General features: G+C 51.2%; 20 protein-coding genes and 1 tRNA gene. 15 read left to right on the top strand and 6 right to left on the bottom strand.

Annotated elements, in window-relative coordinates; all coding sequences use genetic code 11:
* Positions 1 to 10: 10 nt before the first annotated feature.
* From NLML1_RS04095 to NLML1_RS04085, 3 genes are all read left to right on the top strand, one after another.
* The gene (locus NLML1_RS04095; RefSeq protein ID WP_285441510.1) at positions 11 to 622 is read left to right on the top strand and encodes a hypothetical protein; all 612 of its coding nucleotides are present in this window, start codon (positions 11 to 13) and stop codon (positions 620 to 622) included.
* A 48-nt stretch (positions 623 to 670) separates the two neighbouring features.
* The gene (locus tag NLML1_RS04090; RefSeq protein WP_285441509.1) at positions 671 to 997 is read left to right on the top strand and encodes a hypothetical protein; all 327 of its coding nucleotides are present in this window, start codon (positions 671 to 673) and stop codon (positions 995 to 997) included.
* Between the two features lie 130 nt (positions 998 to 1,127).
* Complete coding sequence (locus NLML1_RS04085) at positions 1,128 to 1,484, top strand: hypothetical protein (protein ID WP_285441508.1); 357 nt, start codon at positions 1,128 to 1,130, stop codon at positions 1,482 to 1,484.
* Between the two features lie 58 nt (positions 1,485 to 1,542).
* Here NLML1_RS04085 and NLML1_RS04080 read toward each other — a convergent pair whose 3' ends face one another.
* From NLML1_RS04080 to NLML1_RS04065, 4 genes are all read right to left on the bottom strand, one after another.
* Entirely contained in the window at positions 1,543 to 2,010 is a 468-nt protein-coding gene (locus tag NLML1_RS04080; RefSeq protein ID WP_285441507.1) for an NUDIX domain-containing protein, read from the bottom strand.
* Positions 2,011 to 2,077: 67 nt separating this feature from the next.
* Positions 2,078 to 2,154, bottom strand: a tRNA-Pro gene (locus NLML1_RS04075).
* A 91-nt stretch (positions 2,155 to 2,245) separates the two neighbouring features.
* Positions 2,246 to 2,707, bottom strand: coding sequence for a YbhB/YbcL family Raf kinase inhibitor-like protein (locus NLML1_RS04070; protein WP_285441506.1), 462 nt, complete (start codon positions 2,705 to 2,707; stop codon positions 2,246 to 2,248).
* A gap of 38 nt (positions 2,708 to 2,745) precedes the next feature.
* Complete coding sequence (locus NLML1_RS04065; RefSeq protein ID WP_285441505.1) at positions 2,746 to 3,483, bottom strand: hypothetical protein; 738 nt, start codon at positions 3,481 to 3,483, stop codon at positions 2,746 to 2,748.
* Between the two features lie 89 nt (positions 3,484 to 3,572).
* On the opposite strand from NLML1_RS04065, the gene NLML1_RS04060 reads away from it, so the two are divergent.
* The 8 genes from NLML1_RS04060 (at position 3,573) to NLML1_RS04025 (ending at position 11,786) form a co-directional block, all read left to right on the top strand.
* Complete coding sequence (locus tag NLML1_RS04060; RefSeq protein WP_285441504.1) at positions 3,573 to 4,190, top strand: TylF/MycF/NovP-related O-methyltransferase; 618 nt, start codon at positions 3,573 to 3,575, stop codon at positions 4,188 to 4,190.
* Between the two features lie 45 nt (positions 4,191 to 4,235).
* On the top strand, positions 4,236 to 5,264 hold the full coding sequence (locus NLML1_RS04055) for a VanZ family protein (protein ID WP_285441503.1): 1,029 nt from the start codon (positions 4,236 to 4,238) through the stop codon (positions 5,262 to 5,264).
* 87 nt (positions 5,265 to 5,351) lie between these two features.
* The gene (gene arcA / locus NLML1_RS04050; protein WP_285441502.1) at positions 5,352 to 6,587 is read left to right on the top strand and encodes an arginine deiminase; all 1,236 of its coding nucleotides are present in this window, start codon (positions 5,352 to 5,354) and stop codon (positions 6,585 to 6,587) included.
* Positions 6,588 to 7,577: an ornithine carbamoyltransferase gene (gene argF, locus NLML1_RS04045; protein ID WP_162454501.1), complete on the top strand. Its 990-nt coding sequence runs from the start codon at positions 6,588 to 6,590 to the stop codon at positions 7,575 to 7,577. It begins immediately after the preceding gene.
* A 34-nt stretch (positions 7,578 to 7,611) separates the two neighbouring features.
* Entirely contained in the window at positions 7,612 to 9,165 is a 1,554-nt protein-coding gene (locus tag NLML1_RS04040; RefSeq protein ID WP_285441501.1) for a YfcC family protein, read from the top strand.
* Positions 9,165 to 10,118 (top strand): carbamate kinase, encoded by a 954-nt coding sequence (gene arcC, locus NLML1_RS04035; RefSeq protein ID WP_285441500.1) that lies wholly within the window; start codon positions 9,165 to 9,167, stop codon positions 10,116 to 10,118. Before NLML1_RS04040 ends, arcC begins: the two co-directional genes overlap by 1 nt.
* Positions 10,119 to 10,244: 126 nt before the next feature.
* Complete coding sequence (locus NLML1_RS04030; RefSeq protein ID WP_162454498.1) at positions 10,245 to 11,153, top strand: magnesium transporter CorA family protein; 909 nt, start codon at positions 10,245 to 10,247, stop codon at positions 11,151 to 11,153.
* A gap of 60 nt (positions 11,154 to 11,213) precedes the next feature.
* Entirely contained in the window at positions 11,214 to 11,786 is a 573-nt protein-coding gene (locus tag NLML1_RS04025; RefSeq protein ID WP_285441499.1) for a hypothetical protein, read from the top strand.
* 49 nt (positions 11,787 to 11,835) lie between these two features.
* Here the strand turns inward: NLML1_RS04025 and NLML1_RS04020 are convergent, their stop codons facing one another.
* Positions 11,836 to 12,492, bottom strand: a complete 657-nt coding sequence (locus tag NLML1_RS04020) for a CHAP domain-containing protein (protein WP_285441498.1) — start codon at positions 12,490 to 12,492, stop codon at positions 11,836 to 11,838.
* A 156-nt stretch (positions 12,493 to 12,648) separates the two neighbouring features.
* On the opposite strand from NLML1_RS04020, the gene NLML1_RS04015 reads away from it, so the two are divergent.
* Entirely contained in the window at positions 12,649 to 13,413 is a 765-nt protein-coding gene (locus NLML1_RS04015) for an ABC transporter ATP-binding protein (protein WP_285441497.1), read from the top strand.
* Position 13,414: 1 nt separating this feature from the next.
* Positions 13,415 to 14,533 carry an ABC transporter permease gene (locus NLML1_RS04010; protein WP_285441496.1) on the top strand — a complete coding sequence of 373 codons (1,119 nt, stop codon included), beginning with the start codon at positions 13,415 to 13,417 and terminating at the stop codon, positions 14,531 to 14,533.
* 36 nt (positions 14,534 to 14,569) lie between these two features.
* Here the strand turns inward: NLML1_RS04010 and NLML1_RS04005 are convergent, their stop codons facing one another.
* The gene (locus NLML1_RS04005) at positions 14,570 to 15,094 is read right to left on the bottom strand and encodes a hypothetical protein (RefSeq protein ID WP_285441495.1); all 525 of its coding nucleotides are present in this window, start codon (positions 15,092 to 15,094) and stop codon (positions 14,570 to 14,572) included.
* 58 nt (positions 15,095 to 15,152) lie between these two features.
* On the opposite strand from NLML1_RS04005, the gene lysS reads away from it, so the two are divergent.
* Complete coding sequence (gene lysS, locus NLML1_RS04000) at positions 15,153 to 16,679, top strand: lysine--tRNA ligase (protein ID WP_285441494.1); 1,527 nt, start codon at positions 15,153 to 15,155, stop codon at positions 16,677 to 16,679.
* A 179-nt stretch (positions 16,680 to 16,858) separates the two neighbouring features.
* Positions 16,859 to 18,511, top strand: a complete 1,653-nt coding sequence (locus NLML1_RS03995; RefSeq protein ID WP_285441493.1) for an MDR family MFS transporter — start codon at positions 16,859 to 16,861, stop codon at positions 18,509 to 18,511.
* Positions 18,512 to 18,524: the final 13 nt, after the last annotated feature.

Here is an 18,524-nt window from a genome sequence, read left to right as displayed (position 1 = left end):
GGAGGCCCAGATGAAACATGCCAAGCTAGCCAAACGCCAGAACAAATGGCTGTTTTTGACCATCGGTTTTGTTGGTATCATTGCCATCGTTATATGCGGCTGGTATATCTGGTCACGCTCGCACGTACCAGTGTCACCGCAGCCATCAGACGCTGCTCGCTTTAAGGCTGCGTATTCCCGCGTGGCCGATGACAATCGCTTCGTCTTTGCTTCGGCTGGTGAGGTTTTGGAGAAGTTTGAATCAGGTAGTGGCTTGATTTTCCTTGGCTTTCAGCAGTGCCCGTGGTGTCAGCAGTTGGCGCCAATTGTTGACGACGCCGCCAAGGCCGAAGGGTTGGACAAGATTTACTATCTCGATATTCGCCATGCCCGCGAAACCAATGACGCTACCTACAAAAAATTGGTTGAAACATTGAAGCCGCATCTCCGTACTGATGAGAACGGCCAACCGCGAGTGTATGTTCCTGATGTGACGGCGCTAAAGGACGGCCATATTGTTGGTCATTTCCTTCAGGAAACTACTGCTGATGGCGAAAAGGCCACAGCTGATACGTACTGGACACGTGAGCGCCGCACCCGAGCGGTCGAGCAGCTGAGGAAAATGATTCGGGCCATGCGGTAGTACGATATAGCTATTTTCAAAATAATAATTTTATGTTATAACACAAATATGGATACCGAGCGTGGAGCAGCATGTCGCCTTTTGGTTGAGACAACTAGAAGGCCGTTTTTGCCTGACATGTCAGAGCAAGTTGATCATATGTCCAGGGAGTTTTATCCAGAGCTTGATTTAGACAATAAACCATTGTTGTATGTTACACCGAACTTTCCCCCTGTCACTACAGCTGAGCCACACAGAGATTTATCACGTGAAGGCTCGTCTCGCAACGGAGCATTTACTGTAGATGTGAAAACAGTTAGTGGCTCCAAGGAAGATAACAGGGAAGCCCAGTGGTTCCAAGGACCGTTCGGCATGGATCATGACTCGATTCGATGAAAAAGCGGTCAACTTTGAGGGTCTTGCATGGCGTGAAATGAGCTCAGAGAATATCAAACAGCATTTAATGGATGCTCTTTTGGCATTATCTGCGTTGCATAAAATACATATTGCTCACAAGGATGCTTTTATGCGTAATCTTGTCCGGCTGTCGGGTTCTGACGGTGATAATTCTGCGACTCGCTATATTGACTTTGAATATGCGAGGAGTTTTCGTGATTATGTTGGGCAAGTTGATCACGGTGAGGATATTCTTCGTGCGCAAGGATATATCAATAGATCAGTTCAAGGTGACCTCCGGTCGTTACTTATTGATGCCATATCAGTTTTGGCGAATCAGCTCAACCAGTCTCCGGCCGATAGGTGGAAGCTATTAGAAAAATGTCTGGGCAGTTACCGAGAGGTGGTGTCTGCGAGTGAAAATTCACCCGCACTTAAGGGGGCGGCCGTTCATGCAATAACCACCCTACAGCGTGACTATATGTAGCAAATTATCCAAAAACTGACTATAGCAAAATCTTTGGTAAATAGTCTTGGTAGGATTGTTACAATTCGCTCATCATCTGAACATCAGTCGATTCATTAACCAGCCAGTTTAGGTCAACCTCTGTTAGGTAGCTCGGCAAAATCCGCGTAGTTTTTGGATCGACAAAGCCGCACTCCGCTACTTCCTCAACGCCGTGCGATGTTTGCTCCAGGTCAATGTGCTGGTAATCACGCCAGTTGGTGATGGCAAAGAAAAACTCGAGCTGCTCAGTAACGCCGTGTTTAGACGAGGGGTTGGTGTCGGTAAATTGTTGGATGAATAATAGCTTGCCAATGGTTGGCTTGACGCCAGTTTCCTCAATCATCTCGCGCGTTAGGCCATCCAGCAGACTCTCGCCAAGCTCCAAACCGCCGCCCGGTGCACACCAAAACTCTCGCCCCGTGCCGTTATTTGCGGTTAATTTCTGGCAAAAAATCTCGCCCTGATCGCTGATAATAATTCCGCGTACGTTAACTCGTCGCTGCATATAACCTCCTTTGCTTTTGTGATCGCCAGAGGTTCTAGGTGGTGAACATGCGCTTCAAATAATTTCATGGTCGGGGTGACTGGATTTGAACCAGCGACCTCACCGTCCCGAACGGTGCGCGCTACCGAGCTGCGCCACACCCCGACGCTGGAGATAGTATACTAAAAAATGACTCGAGAGGAAAGATGGCGACTGGAAATTTCACAGATGCTGACTTATTAGCCGGTGGGCTCGGTTAGCCCCGTCGAAGAATATCAAACACGCCGAATTTTCCCGTCAGCACAGCTTGGCTAATGATGTGCGGCGTGAGGGCAGCGATGAGCCCTTTTGGTTTGGTGTCGCTTGGTAAATCCAGTGTTGTGTCTAGCGCATACACGTAAAATTGATAGCGGTGCGTGCCAAACGGCGGCTGCGGTCCGCCCCAGCCAGGCCGACCCCAACTAGTAATCCCCTCGACGATGCCCGCGGGCAGTGACTCGCTAGAAATTTCAGCGGTTTTGCCCGGCAAATTCCAAACCGTCCAATGGTAAAATCCATCGCGCCCAGGCGCGTCAGGGTCGTGGCAAATGATCGCCAGACTTTTGGCGTCTGCCGGCACGTCGCTGATCTCGAGCGGCGGGCGTTGATTGCCGCCGAGCTTGGCGTAAACTTTTGGTATTTTAGCGTTTTCGGCGAAGGCTGGGCTGGTGATGTTCATGGTGTAATTTTAGCACGACGCGTAACCGGTCGAGAAGCTTATTCAGGTATATCTATTCTTGTTGCTTTCGGTACATATAGATCAAAATCTATACCAGTTTTCTGAATGATTTCATAGTAAGATGATATTGCTGGGTTGTAAGGTAACTCAATAACCCTTCCGTCATTAAACAGTTCTCCTTGACGGTAGATATTATGAACAAACGGCACATTTGGCTTTACTTTTCTCAGGCGATATAGTGCCGATTTATGGATTATTTTGTCATTTTTGACCACGTTAGGCTGCGTATGCCATTGACCCATAATACAAAGTGTCGGCAAGGAATCATCGATGCTACGAATATTTTCAACTAGTTGTTCTTCTCGCTCCTGCGGGCTTGGTAATATGACGGCGTCCTTGTCTAAAATGTCAAAGAATGTATCAATAAGAACTAACTCCTTAAGCTGGCCTTGCTGTAATAGAATTGCTATCGTTTTGATCATTTCAATGGATAAAATACTAGACTCAAAAAGATCTTCATCAACTAAGGAAAAATCATAAACCTTGGCCTTTACTGAATTGATGAAGTTTAGCACTGTGGGGCTAGCTTCGATAGCTAACCTTTGAGTGCCGAGTTTTCTAACTAGGGTATATACAATGTCGGCATTTTCTTTTATGCCGTGAATTTCTCCATATACAATCAAATTAGAATTTTGCAGGGCAAGCTGTACGAGGTCTAACTGTCTTATGTCTATTTGTTTTGGTAAAAAGGTTGTGATAGTTTTGTGGTTGTTCATATTGAAAAGTTATGCTTAGGATTATAAAGGCATAATAATCTAGTGGTAATCATTTGTCGATAATTCATATACTAACTATAATAAACAATATGAATAAAACCGACCGACTCCTCGCCAAATATCCCATCATTTCCGACCAAGTTGACGCCAAAGAGCTCGGCGTCTTGCTACGAGAATTGGAAAAGGTGCTGCAAAGCGGCGCGACTGGTAACATCGTCGAGTTTGGCTGTTATGTCGGCACGACGAGTTTGTTCATTCGGCGGCTGCTGGACGCCTATGATTTTACTGGTGAATTTCATGTTTACGATTCGTTTATGGGCTTGCCAGAAAAAACCCAAGCCGACGCCAGTGCTGCAGGTGAGCAGTTCAAGGCGGGTGAACTCTTGGCGCCGCGTAAAACCTTCGTCCAGAATTTCAAAAAGGCAGGACTAAAACTGCCGATCATTCACAAGGGTTGGTTTGCTGATTTTACCTCTGAGGACGTGCCAGAAAGCATCATCTTTGCCTTTTTTGACGGTGATTTTTATGAGTCAATTGCCGATTCGTTTCGTGTGTGTGACGGCAAATTTCAGGAAACGGTAACCATCATTGTTGATGATTACGCTAATGAAGCCTTGCCAGGCGCCGCACGGGCGGTTGATGAATGGCTGAAGTACCATCTGGCTCGGCTGATAGTCGAGGCATCCTTGGCGATCATTCGAGAATGAGGCATATTTGACGATAGCTAATTTTTCCTGCATAATAGTAAGAGCATGACAGCGTTTTTTACTACATTCTCCTCGTCATTTCAGCTGGCGATATCATTCTGGCCATTTGCTGCACTGCTCTTGACATTTCCGCTGCTCGTTGTACAGTATATGCGATTACGACGGCTAGTAGTCGGCAGGATGGTCATGGTGTATCTGGTTGTATTGTATGCACTGGGACTCGTGGCGTTTACGCTCTATCCGATGCCAGATAATCCAGCATGGTTCTGTGCGCATCATGCAGTCTCACCACAACTACATCCGCTCGCATCAATTATGGACATACAGGCTGAAGGGTTGCGGGCTGTTCTACAGGTAGTGATGAATATAGTCTTTTTTATGCCGTTCGGTATGTTTTTACGAGTGATGTACCCTGTACGCTGGTACATGGTTGTACTATTAGGACTCGTTCTATCACTAACGATTGAAGTGACCCAGCTAACGGGTGCGTTTGGCTTGTATCCATGTAGTTATAGGCTGTTTGATGTTGATGACTTGTTGCTCAATACCGGAGGCGCTTTGGTCGGCTATTGGTGTGGTCGGTTGCTGCCAGATCTGCGTAATGTAAAGCATGGCGAGACCGTGACAACACAGCCGGGCCTAGTGCGGCGATTAGTGGCGTTTATACTTGATGTGGTTGTGGTGCTTGTAGTGAGGACGTGTATCGGTATTATATTGTATATCACGATGCCGGGTTTAGCGGGAAATACTGTTGCGGGACTGTCATATGGTATTCTCGCTGGTGGTGAGTTAGTAGTCCAGCTGATCATGCCGCTCATGACGGGTGGGCAAACGATTGGCGGCTGGATGACGGGAATATCATTGGATGATCGTGAACGTTCTTGGCCTCATCGATTGACAATGTATCTGCTGCGATTGGGGTATATTGGCTTGTTCATGTATGGCATTATGCTGGGGCCTAGAGCCGGCATGCCTGTTGTCATTGGCTGGCTTGGGGTGACATTAGTTAGCTGGTGGCGATACCGGCGTTTGCCGTATACGATTATTGATGCAGTTTGGCCTTGTAGGCGGTAATTCACGCGGCTCGCTAAGCGACACTTGTGTTCTCGGGCGTATATGCTATATTGTTAGTATAACCATAAACAAAAAGGGGATGGGGGTATGGATCCATTACATATTACATCAGAAATTGGCCGACTCAAGGCGGTGCTGTTGCATCGTCCGGGCGAAGAATTAGAAAACTTAACACCAGACTACTTGACTGATCTGCTGTTTGACGACATTCCGTATTTGCAGGTCGCCCAAAAGGAGCATGATGCGTTTGCTGGGGTGCTGCGTGATCACGGTGTCGAGGTGTTGTATCTCGATCAGCTGGTGACCGAAGCGCTATATACTGATCAACTACGTGAGCAGTTTGTTGATGAAATGTTGGCAAATTCGAAGCAAGGGTCACGCCGCGTCACCAGGGTATTGCGCCAGTTCCTGCTGGACCTGCCAACGAACGCGATGGTGCGTAAAATTATGGCTGGTGTGCGCAAGGACGAGATCACGCTGCCGCCAGACCAGCACCAGCAGCTGCACAATATGATCGAGAAAAATCACTATCCATTCTATCTCGATCCGATGCCAAACCTGTACTTTACGCGTGACCCGGCTGCAACCATTGGTCATGGTCTGACGATCAACAAGATGCACTGGCCGGCGCGTCGTCGTGAGTCGCTATTCATGCGCTACATCATTGATCATCATCCACGGTTTGCTGGTAAGAATGTGCCGGTGTGGTATGATCGCCATGAAAAATTCTCGATCGAAGGTGGCGATGAGCTAGTGTTGAGCAGTGAAGTGATGGCCATCGGTGTATCGGAGCGCACCACGGCTGAGGCGATTGAAAAGATGGCAACCAAGCTGTTTGCTGGCTCTGGCTTTAAGAAAGTCGTTGCTATGGAGATTCCGAAGTCGCACGCTTTCATGCACCTGGACACGGTGTTTACGATGATTGATCGGGACAAGTTTACCATTCATCCAGAAATCCGCGATCGTGGCGGCAAGATGAATTGTTTCGTATTGGAAAAGGTTGAGGGTCAGCCGTTCCCGCGCATTACGCACGAGACGGATCTTGAACATGTCTTGCGAGTAGCCTTGGGCCTACCGAGCGTTACCCTGATCGAATGTGGCGGCGGCGATCCGATCGCAGCAGCCCGCGAGCAGTGGAACGACGGCTCGAACACCTTGGCAATTGCGCCGGGCGTAGTGGTGACCTATGACCGCAACTACGTCACTAACCAAAAATTGCGCGAGCACGGCGTTGAAGTTATAGAAGTCAGCGGTGCTGAGCTTGGCCGCGGCCGCGGCGGTCCGCGCTGTATGAGTATGCCGCTGGTACGGGAGGATGTATAAATGGCACAAAGTTTGAAGGGGCGATCATTCCTAACACTGGGTGATTTTACCGCGGGTGACATTCGGTTGCTACTAACGACGGCGAATGAATATAAGCGGATGAAGTACGCTGGTACGCCGCATCGGATTCATGAGGGCAAGAATATTGCGCTACTATTTGAGAAAACCTCGACGCGGACGCGCTGTGCCTTTACGGTGGCAGCCAACGACCTCGGTATTGCGCCGGAATATCTCGGTAAAGACGATATTCAGCTTGGCAAGAAAGAGACGGTCGAAGACACCGCCAAGGTGCTGGGCCGGATGTTTGATGGCATTGAGTTTCGCGGTTTTGCGCACAAAACGGTAGAAGATTTGGCGAAGCACGCCGGCGTGCCGGTGTGGAACGGATTGACTGATAAGTTCCATCCAACGCAGATTCTAGCCGACTTTATGACTATTGAGGAGCACCTTGGTCGGCTGCACGGTGTCAAGCTGGTGTTTGTCGGCGATGGCCGCAACAATATGGCCAATAGTTTACTGCTCGGCTCGGCCATCATGGGGCTGGATTTTCGGATTTTAGCGCCGCGTGAATTGTTCCCTGAGGAGGGCCTCGTCCATCACGCACATGAGCTGGCGCACCAGAATCACGGGCGGATTACTATCACTGATAATTTTGAGGAAGCCCTGCGCGGCGCCGATGTCATTTACACCGACGTTTGGGTGTCGATGGGCGAAGAGGATAAGTTCGCTGAGCGCATCAATCAGCTGCGTCACTTCCAGGTTAATCGTGACATGCTGAACCTCACCGGCAATCCTGAGGTCAAGTTCATGCACTGCCTGCCGGCCTTTCATGATGCATTGACCACGACCGGTCAGCACATCAGGGACGACTTCGGACTGGAGTCAATGGAGGTGACGGATGGCGTCTTCCGCTCACCAAATTCGATTGTCTTTGACCAGGCGGAAAATCGTATGCATACCATCAAGGCGGTTATCGCTTTGACGCTGTAGATGTCGTAATACAGGAGTAAAGGAGGCTCCGGACATGGTAGAAAAAATGAAAAAAATTAAGAAAAAGCTGCGCTCGCCCTCAGCCTTTACCGTGCTGTTTGTGGTGATTGCCTTGATGGCAGTCCTGACGTGGATTATCCCGTCTGGTGTGTACAACACAAAACCAGATCCAAATGATGCGGAAAAGACAGTGCGCATCGCTGGTACGTATAAACAGACTGATAAAGTCACTACTAAAAAAGCCGATGACGGCACCGAGACAACCACCGACTCCCGCCAAGGTTTGTGGGATGCAGCACTTGCGCCGATCAAGGGCATGAGTGAGAAGCTCGACGTCATCGTCTTTGTGTTGATCCTCGGCGGCTTTCTCGGGGTGACGATGAAAACTGGTGCGCTGGATGCGACGCTCGGTGCCATGCTGCGCAAGATGAAGGGCAAGGAGAAATGGCTTATCCCGATTCTCATGACGTTCTTCGCTATCGGTGGTACCACCTACGGTATGCAGGAAGAGGCGGTGGCCTTTTATGCGCTGGTGGTGCCGATCATGATGGCGGCTGGCTACAACGCTATGACCGCGGTGATGGTGATCGTGCTCGGTGGTGGTGTTGGTGTGCTTGGCTCGACCTTGAATCCATTTTCGACTGGTATTGCTGCCAAGTCGGCTGACGTGCCGCTCGGTAATGTGTTGGGTCTCCAATCAATAATTTTACTGCTCTGTTTGGTCGCGGCTATCGTGTTCACTATGCGATATGCCTCAAAGGTAAAAGCTGGTAAGTATAAAGATGATGTTCGGTATAAGCCAGCCACCACCGCACTTGATATGAGCAACGTGCCAGAGTTTACCGGTCCGCGTAAAGCAGTGATGGCGGTCTTTGGCGTCACCTTCCTATTGATGATCATCTCGCTTATCCCGTGGGGCAACTGGGGGATCACGCTGTTCGCTGATATCCATAAATGGTTTGCAGGGCTACCGGTCGTTGGTGCTATCTTGGGTCTTGATCATGTCTTGCCATTTGGTGAGTGGTACTTCAACGAAATCTCGACCCTGTTTCTGTTGTCAACCTTAGTTATCGCAGCGATTTATTATCGCCAATTCAAAAAAGAGGAAGTCTTCGTTGTTGACACCTTCCTGAAAGGTACAGCCGATCTACTGAGTGTGGCACTGATCATCGCAGTAGCAGCTGGTGTTGGCGTGGTGATGCAGAATGGTGCGATCCAAGACACGATCATTAGCTGGGGTGAATCTGCACTGAAGGGTGCGGGCAGTTTGGTTGGCGTTCTGGCCTACATTTTCTACTTGCCGATGAGCTTTATCATTCCGTCGTCATCAGGTCTAGCGGCAGCGACTATGCCAGTTATCGCGCCGGTGGCTGACCTAGTCGGCTCCAGCAAGGAGATCATCGTTGTCGCATTTGCAACAGCATCGGGTCTGTTGAATATGATGGCGCCAACCATTGCTTCGTTGATGGGCGGTCTGGCCCTAGCCGGCGTGTCGTACCGTGCATGGTTGAAGCGCTCAATGCCAATCATGGTGGTCTTTGCGATCATTAGCCTCGTAGCTATCATGGTATACGGAGCCATCGCCTAATGAATCAGCAGCGAACCATTGTCGTCGCGCTGGGAGGTAACGCCCTGCAAAAGCAGGGCGAGGCCTCGTCCCAAGCACAGCAGCGAGTGGCTGACGAGACAATCGCCCAGCTCCTGCCGCTGATTCAAGCTGGCCACCGCGTAGCCATTGTTCACGGCAATGGCCCGCAGGTCGGCAACATCGTCCTTCACGAGGAAGCGATTAACACCGAGGCGGTGCCGAGCTTACCGCTGGAGGATTCTGGTGCGATGAGCCAGGGCCTTATTGGTTTTTGGCTGCAGCAAGCGATCCACGATGCGCTGGCGACTCGCGGTGTACATGACAAGTATGCAGTGAGCATCGTTACCCAGACGGTGGTTGATCAAGCTGATCCGGCATTTCAACATCCGACCAAGCCAATTGGACCATTCTATTCAGAAGAAGAGGCCAAGAAGGTACAGGTCGAGCGTGGTTATACCGTGCGCGAGGACTCGGGCCGCGGCTGGCGGCGCGTCGTGCCATCACCAAAGCCTCAGGAAATTGTCGAGGCTCCCGTCATCAAGGCGCTGGTTGACGCCGGCGTGCTGGTGGTCTCGACTGGCGGCGGCGGCATCCCGGTACTGCGTGATGCATCGGGTCAATTGAGTGGCGTGGCGGCAGTGATCGACAAAGATTTTGGGGCGGCTAAGCTAGCGGATATGCTCGAGGCCGATACGCTGCTAATCCTGACGTCGGTTGATGCAGCTAAGGTCAATTTTGGTCAGCCGACAGAGCAGTCGCTTGGCGAAGTATCAGCCGAGGAGCTGCAGCAGCACATTGATGCTGGGCAGTTTGCGGCCGGCTCAATGCTACCGAAGACCCAAGCGGCACTGAGTTTTGTGGCTGGCGCTTCGGGCCGTACAGCGATCATTACCTCGCTGGAAAAAACTGCTGATGCTATCAACGGTACCGCTGGTACGCGCATCAAGAGTTAGCTTTCATACTAACACTCAAAACCACCAGCCGGATCGCTTGACTGGTGGTTTTTTGATGACGACCCTCATAGGCTTAGTGCCGTCTAATAGGTGCCAAAAACGTCTCAAATAGGCTATACTGAATACATGATAGAATATCTTCATTCAACAGGTGAGGCAATTGCGCCGATTCAGACACTGCGTAGCGGTAGTTGGCTGCGCTGTGAGCGACCGACCGAAGAGGAGGTGTCCGAGCTGCTGACGTTGGGGATGGACGAGGATATGATTAGTGACGCGCTTGACCCACACGAGGTGCCGCGTATTGAGTTTGATGATGAGTGGACGTACTTGATCGCCCGGCTGCCGGATACGGATGATGATTTTAATGATTTTACCACGCCAATTTTGTTCGGCATTCACAAAGAGTATGTGGTGACATTGTCGCGCGATAGCTTGGGTCGGCTGTGGCAGCCGTTTATCGATAAGACACGAGTGCGGACATCGCGGCGGATTGAACTGGTGGTGGCGATGATTGAGGCGGTATCAAGTCAGTACCAGCGGCGGGTGGCGACCATCAATCGTCAGATGCGGGCGGCGACTGACGATATTCACACCTTGCGGGCGCGTGATATCGTCACCCTGACCGAGTATGAGCGCAAGTTAAATGACTACCTGGATGCCTTGCTGCCGATGAACTGGGCAATTGAGCGGTTGATCGCCAATCGCAGCTTGCGACTCAAGGACGACGACAAGGATGACGTCGAAGATATTTCCATCGACCTCGAGCAGGTGATTAGCCGGTGTAAATCGCTGCTGCGAACCATCACCAATGTGCGTGATAGCTACCGGGCGGTGATGGATACCCGACTGAATGAGACGATTCGGTTGCTGACGGTGATCACGGTGGCGCTGACTATCCCGACGATGGTGGCCGGGCTGTATGGCATGAATGTGCCCTTGCCGGCCGCGGAGAGTCCGGTGACCTTTTGGGTGGTTATCGGCGGCAGTGCGCTGGCAGCGCTGGCGATTGGCTATTATTTTTTGAAGCGGCGCTAACGCTCCCTCGGGCGGGGTAGCGCTTGTGCTTATCATTATTTTCGGGTATAATAAAGCGACATGGACATCAAGAAACTGATTCACTTTTTTAAGGATAAATTAGCGCAGCTACCGGCTATGCGCGAGCTGCATGATCCTGAGAATTCGCGGTTCGTTGCCTGGTGGAGTGAGGTGATGGCGACCGGTGAGGAAATGGGCGATGCCTATATGCACCGAGTGATGCGGATTGAGTTCTTGCCGGCGATCGTTTCCGAGGGTGGGGATAATTCAGAGGAATTTGCTCAGGCCTATCAGCGCGGCATGGACGAGGCGGAGGCCTTGATGCGAGCAACCATTGAAGGCCTCGAAAACCTCCAACGCAAAGCCGAAGCCGCCAAGCGCAGTCCCAAGCATGCGCACGAAGTGGTCTCGCCCTACGTTGCTCTCAGCGACGATCAGGTCAAGCAAGTCACTCAGGCGATGCGCCTCGATCGGTATGATGGCCAGACGCAGCGGACGGTCAAGCGCCTCCTCGAGGAGCTCAAAAATGGTGGCACAAACAAGGATGCTATCGTTGACGCCGTAACGTGGCTGGCTGAGCAGCAGCCCGATACATTGGTGGCGTTTTTGCTAGCGGCAAGTCACGCGGCGTAATGCGGCGACTCGGTTAGGCGTGGGCGATCCCGCATCAGACGGGCCAGGCTTATTCTGCCAGTACGCCATATCCCAGCAGTCCATCGTAGCGCTTATCGCGGTTGACGAACACGCGGATGCGGTTCGCCTCATTGCCGCCGACGGTGGTCAAAACGCCGTCGTCATCCTTTAAGACGATGTTAGTGTGATCACCAAACACCGGCGAGCCACGATAAATTGCCACGTCGCCAGGACGCGGTTGATAGCCGGAATTAGCAGGCTTGAAGCGACCATTCGCCTCGTAATATTCACGCAAGGTAAACGTTCCCGGAATGCGCCAGCCGCCAGTGTGCGGATTCTTTAATGGCGCGCCCGCCTGCTGCATGATCCAGCTCACAAAATCGGCGCACCAGGCTTCACGGACGCCTTGGCTGAACTTGGTGCCAGCGGATTGTGCTTCGAACTCGGTTTTGGCGAGGCTGATAATTTTTTGCCGGGTCGGATGTAAATTTGTGGTATCAAGCTGCGGGAACGTCACCTCGCCGCGCGATGAATCAATGCTGCCAGCGGCTGCTAGCGAATGAAGTTTATGAGTAATTTTTGGCCAATACAGTGCACCGAGACTGATACAAACAGCCATTAGCGGTACTAGTACCAACGCGAACACGTACCGTTTCTTGAGGCGACTGTGCGGCCGCGTGATAGAGAGGTGGGGCTTCTTTGGCATGTGGTTAGTATAACGGCATCGTGTCGGTTTGGCTAGCCCTCTCGGGTTGCATACCCCACGCAGAGTGCTATAATAACTAACTAAAGATAGGCTGGCAGGGAGTCGTTCTATCACTAAGGTATGCAGTGCTGAAACAGAGCGCGGAAAGGAGTTTGTATGGCTCAACCCGAACCAATCATAACAGTTGACCAACTCGTCAAGACGTACGATGGCAAGAATGTCGTCGACAGCGTGTCGTTTGAGGTCAAGAAAGGCGAGATCTTCGGCATCCTCGGCCCGAATGGCGCTGGTAAGACGACGACGCTAGAAATGCTCGAGGCACTGAGGACGATTGATGGCGGCACGGCGACCATCGACGGGATTAACGTTGCCAAGCAGCCGAAGCACATTAAAAACATCATCGGCATTCAGCTGCAGTCGACAATGTTTTACGACAAGCTAACCTTGCGCGAACAACTGAAAATGTTTGCCAGTTTGTACGGACAAACGGTCGACGCTGACGCGCTGCTGGCCAAGGTGCAATTGACCGACAAAGCCAAAAGCTACGTCGAGCAACTCTCGGGCGGGCAAAAGCAGCGCTTCGCTATCGCTTCGACGCTGGTCAATAACCCGACGGTGTTGTTCCTCGACGAGCCGACGACTGGGCTGGATCCGCAGGCGCGCCGCAATCTCTGGGATTTGATCAAAGAGATTCGCGACGAAGGTATTACCATCGTGCTGACAACGCATTATATGGACGAGGCCGAGCTGCTGTGCGACCGCTTGGCGATTATGGACAATGGCAAGATTATCACCATTGATACGCCGCACAATCTGATCCAGCAACTATTGGCGCGCGGTTTCAAGAAAAAGCAAGTTGTCGAGCAGGCCAATTTGGAGGATGTATTTATTGATTTAACAGGAAAGGCGATTCGGGAGTAGTATGAAAAAATATTGGACTGGTGTATTTGGGCAAGTGCGCGCCCAGCAAAAACGTTTCATCCGCGATAAAATGTCGCTGTTCTTTACTTTCTTGTTTCCGTTGCTATTCTTGTTTATATTTGGCTCAATCTTTAAGGATCAATCAACCAGCTTTAATGTGGCGATTATCAATAATTCACAAACAGAATTTGCGAAAAATTTTGTCGATAGCGCCAAGGGAAACGCTAAAGATTCGGTTCTCAAGATCAAAGATGTCAAGGATATGGACGATGCCCGTGAGAAGCTCAAGCGCTCGGAGCTGAACGGCATCATTGAACTACCGAGTGGTTTTGGTGAAGTAAAGGGAGAGGGCAATAATGCCAAGCCAGCCGGTACGATCAATGTGCTGTACGGCAAGGGATCGGAGCAAACTGGTAGTGCGCTGACCGCAGTGATGGGTCAGGTTGCTGATGAGATCAATAAGCACCTGGGCCAGCCGGAAGCACCAATTAAAGCCGCCGGTAAAGCAGTTGGCGATGAGCAGTTGAAGTCGTTTGACTATACCTTTACAGGACTACTCGCCTTTAGCTTGATGAGCATGGGTATTTTCGGTTTGGCTAATCAAATGCCAGCTGAAAAGCAGCGCGGCTCTTACCGCCGACTGCGTGCGGCGCCGTTTACCTCGGGTCAGCTGATTATTTCTATGGCAATTCATTATGTCATCATCTCGCTGTTGAGCCTCGTCATGATGGTGATTGTCGGTACATTCGTATTCCAATTTAATATGCGTGGCGATTGGGGGCTCTTCGTCCTTATGGCGGTGCTGGCGGCCTTTATGATGGTGGGCCTAGGTCTATTAATTGGTGGCTGGGCAAAGAATGAAAACCAGTCGGCACCGTTAACCAACCTCGTGTCCTTCCCGATGATGTTCTTGTCTGGTGCATTTTTCCCGCTCTACATGTTCCCAGAATGGTTACGCGGTGCTTCTCAGTTCATCCCGATGACCCCGATTACGGAAGGATTTCGCTTGATCATGACTGAGCACGCCAGTTTGATCGAGGTCCTACCGCAACTTGGTGCCGTAACTGCGTGGATTCTCGTTGTTTACATTGCGGCGATCAAGCTATTTCGGTGGGAATAATCGAGTTAGGTAGTTTGAGGGTGGATGGTAGGATAGCTACCGCTCCTGCTCTTGTCCTGTTAATCCAGACTTAATTCTATGTGCTGCTAGCCACGCATCGAGTTCGGTGTAAAACTTCTCAGGATTACAACCAAAGAATTGATGTCGCAATCGCGACGAAATACGCTCATGTAGGGAATGTGGTTGGTAGATTCGCAGATGCTTGAGCGGTGCCATGGTTATCGTACTCGAAATTCCATCCCATTGAGCTATTGGTAAAATTGATACGAGTTTGTTATCAATTGATGGATCAATATTACAGACTGATCCATCAATAAATACACGAAGCATAATGTGTCGCTCGTTTCGACATTGACGTAGTTTAAGAATACGATCAGGTATTGGTAAATCCTGCCAATTAAATACGCCAATCAACAACTGGCTTGCTATGTCAACTTTTTGTAATTCTCGCTGTAAATACACGCATTTTTGGTAGCAGGACCACATCCCACTATTACCACTTGTTCCGTATGGCAAGTCGCGGATCTTCTCGAATAAGATAATTGCTTTTTGAATATTCATAAGGCGAATGGTTGGGCTAATGCGCAGAGTAATATTTTCATGGTGTATAATAACACATATGAAGTGGCTTGATGATATCGTAGATCAGTTTCGAAGTGTAGATAAAGAAGTACTCGTTTCCTCGGGTGCATCGCCGTCGGGCGTGTATCATGTGGGGCATTTGCGTGAAATTGTTATCGCTGATGCCGTAGTGCGGGCACTGAAGCGGGCAGGCATCCGGGCGCGCCACGTTCACGTTTCGGATAACCTGGACGCCTTTCGTAAAGTGCCGGTTAATCTGCCGGCCAGTTACGAGCAGTACCTCGGCATGCCGCTCTGCACGGTGCCATCACCAGATGATCGGTATGATTCGTGGGGAGATTTTTGCCTGAAGCCATTTTTAGAGAGCGCTGATAAAATTGGCGTCACCATGGACGTGGTCTATGCCAGCGATAAATATCGGAGCGGGTTTTTTGTGCCGGCCATTGAGCGCTCGTTGAGCCGCATTGACAAGGCCAAATCGGCCATCCAGGAAGTGTCGGGTCGGCAGCTGGATGATCAGTGGTCGCCAATCCAAATCATGGAGCATGGTCGGCTGAAAAATCGTCGGTTCATCAGCATGGATAGTGATGCTAAAACGATTACCTATCGTAGTCATGATGACTCGGAGCGCACGGTTCGGTACGATGACGGGCAGGTAAAGCTGGACTGGCGGTTGGACTGGCCGGGGCGGTGGTGGTTGCTCGGGGTTGATGTTGAGCCGTTTGGCCGTGATCACGCCACGAAGGGCGGCTCGTATGATACCGGCAAGCGGATTGCTCGCGAGGTTTATGACATTGAGGCGCCAGTACCGGTGCCGTATGATTTTATCAATCGCACCGGTGATACCAAAAAGATGAGCGCCAGCAAAGGCACCGGCGTGAACGCGCATGATGTCGTCGATATGTTGCCACCTGAGGTGGTGCGCTATTTCATGCTCCGGTATTCGCCGGCCAAGCGTCTGTATTTTGATGAGACCGATAGCCTGGTGCGGCTGGTTGACGACTTCGCGGCGATGAAGCAGCATCCGCAAAATGAGCTCGATGAACGGCTATTATTCTTGTGCACTGACGGGCTGAGTCATCCAGCGGTCAGCTCAATTCCATTCTCGCATCTGGTCATTTCATACCAAGCGGCGTTGTGCGACACGGTAAAAACAGTAGAGATTTTGCGGCGCAGTCCAGAATACGCCCGCATCGTCGATGAGGAAGAGGCAGTGATTATCACGGAACTAGGCTATGTCAGTCGGTGGCTGGAACAGTGGGCGCCCGAGTCATTGAAGTTTCGCCTAGCGGATGAGATACATCCCGATGAGTTTTCGCCAGAACAAAAAGAATACCTGCGGCGATTAGCTGACGATATCGCCGGGGCGCCGGCTGAGGCTGATGGTAATTGGTTTCATCAAGCAATTTACACCTACAAGGAAAGCGGTTTGCTGCCGCCGCGGGAACTATTCACCACCATCTACCGTGTGCTCATTGGCAAAGATTCCGGCCCGCGTGCTGGCTGGTTCTTGTCGATCCTGCCAAGAGACTGGCTGGTTGAGCGGCTGCGACTGGTTAAGTAAGAATTTTAGCGAGGCCGGGTTGGGGCGGATTCTGTCCGCCTGGTATTTCTTGACACCCGCCGCCCGTCCGGTGTAAAATACTACACTTGGGTGCGGGATGTAAATCGTACTAAGTAGTTGAGTTGGAGAGCTCTTACACTTTATGGGCTGCTGATACTTGAATAGCGTGAAAGGTAACAATGCTACACGAATTATCAATCAGAAATAAATTAATTGTCATGAGCGCGGTGATGAGCGCGCTGTTTTTGGTGGCGCTGGATCAGACGATTGTCTCGACGGCACTGGCGGCGATTGTCAAGGAGTTTAATAGCTTCTCATCGCTCGGCTTCATTGTGACCGCCTATATGTTGACCACCACAGTGACCGTACCGCTGGCTGGTAAGTTGAGCGACATGTATGGCCGCAAGCCGCTACTGCTCGCCGGAGTGAGTATCTTTACCATCGGCTCGCTACTGAGCGGCCTGGCGCCGACAGTCGAGTGGCTGATTGCGTGGCGGGCGCTGCAGGGCATCGGCGGCGGTATCATCACTGCGAACGCCTTTACCATTGTTGGCGACCTCTTTCCGCCAAAGGAACGTAGTAAATGGCAAGGACTGTTTGGTGCAGTCTTTGGGATGAGTTCAGTAGCCGGGCCGTTAATCGGTGGTTGGCTGACAGATGGTGTGTCGCTATTTGGCATGGTCAGTGATTGGCGCTGGACGTTCTTGATCAATGTGCCGATCGGGGTGATCGCTACCATACTCATCATTCGCTACTGCCCGCAGATCAAGCACGACCGCATGCACAAGCCCGATTACCTCGGTGCGCTGTTTATCACCATCGCTCTGGCGACGCTGGTGCTGGCGGTAGACAATACAGAGATGATCTTTAAGGGACTAATCGAGCGCGGTGTCAGCCTAGTGCTGATTCAGGGCGTGCTGCTGACGATATCAGTACTGGCGGCGCTGGGCTTTATTGTGATTGAGCGGCGAGCCAAACAGCCGATTCTGCCACTACGGTTCTTTGCCAATCGGACATATCGTTTGATCATGGCGGCGGCTGGCTTGTTTGGCGCGGCCTTTATGGGGGCAATTTTGTATCTAACACAGTTCAATCAGCAGGTGTTTGGCGCCACTGCCTCGCAGGCTGGGCTGATGCTGCTACCGATGGTAGCAGGCAGTATAACAAGCTCGATAACTATCGGTCGGCTGGTTGCTAAAACCGGTGCATATAAACGCTGGATAGTGGCCGGTTTTGGGCTAACGGCGGTCGGTGTCGCCGTGCTAACAATTCTACAGCCAGAATCGCCATATTGGCACGAAGCTGTCGTGGCGGTATTTGTTGGGCTTGGATTCGGCGCGGCGATGCCGATCTTGACCTTGGCGGTGCAGAATGAGTTTACGCAAAAAGACCTCGGTGCGGCGACCTCCAGTGTGCAGCTATTTCGTGGGCTGGGCTCGACAATTGGTGCGGCAGTGTTATCGGGCGTACTGACCGCTGGCATCCTAGCGCATGTTGGCGATCCGCATCAGCTGCCATATATTCAGAGTTTACAGCGCTCACCGGCTGCGCAGCAGATGCTGTCCGGTGAGCTGAACGCTGACGTACTGCTGCGGCTGAATGCCCAAAAAGAGACAATCGCCAAGGCGGCAGCTCAAGGGCTTAAGCGGCTACCAGCACCGGCCCAGGCCCAGGCAAAACAGCAGTTCAACCAGCAGCAGGATGAATTTACTAAAGTCATCCTCCATGCGTTTACCGATGGGCTGCATCAGGTATTCCTGATCAGTTCGGGGCTGATGGTTGTTGCGATGATTGCGGTAATGCCGGTCAGGGAAAAGCGACTGCGCGGCTAATTGCCAGAGAGGT

The organism is Candidatus Nanosynbacter lyticus (assembly GCF_030253515.1).
Taxonomy (GTDB): Bacteria; Patescibacteriota; Saccharimonadia; order Saccharimonadales; family Saccharimonadaceae; genus Nanosynbacter; species Nanosynbacter lyticus_A.
The sequence above is the reverse complement of the archived record's forward strand: the minus strand, read 5'-3'. Positions and strand labels throughout refer to the sequence as shown.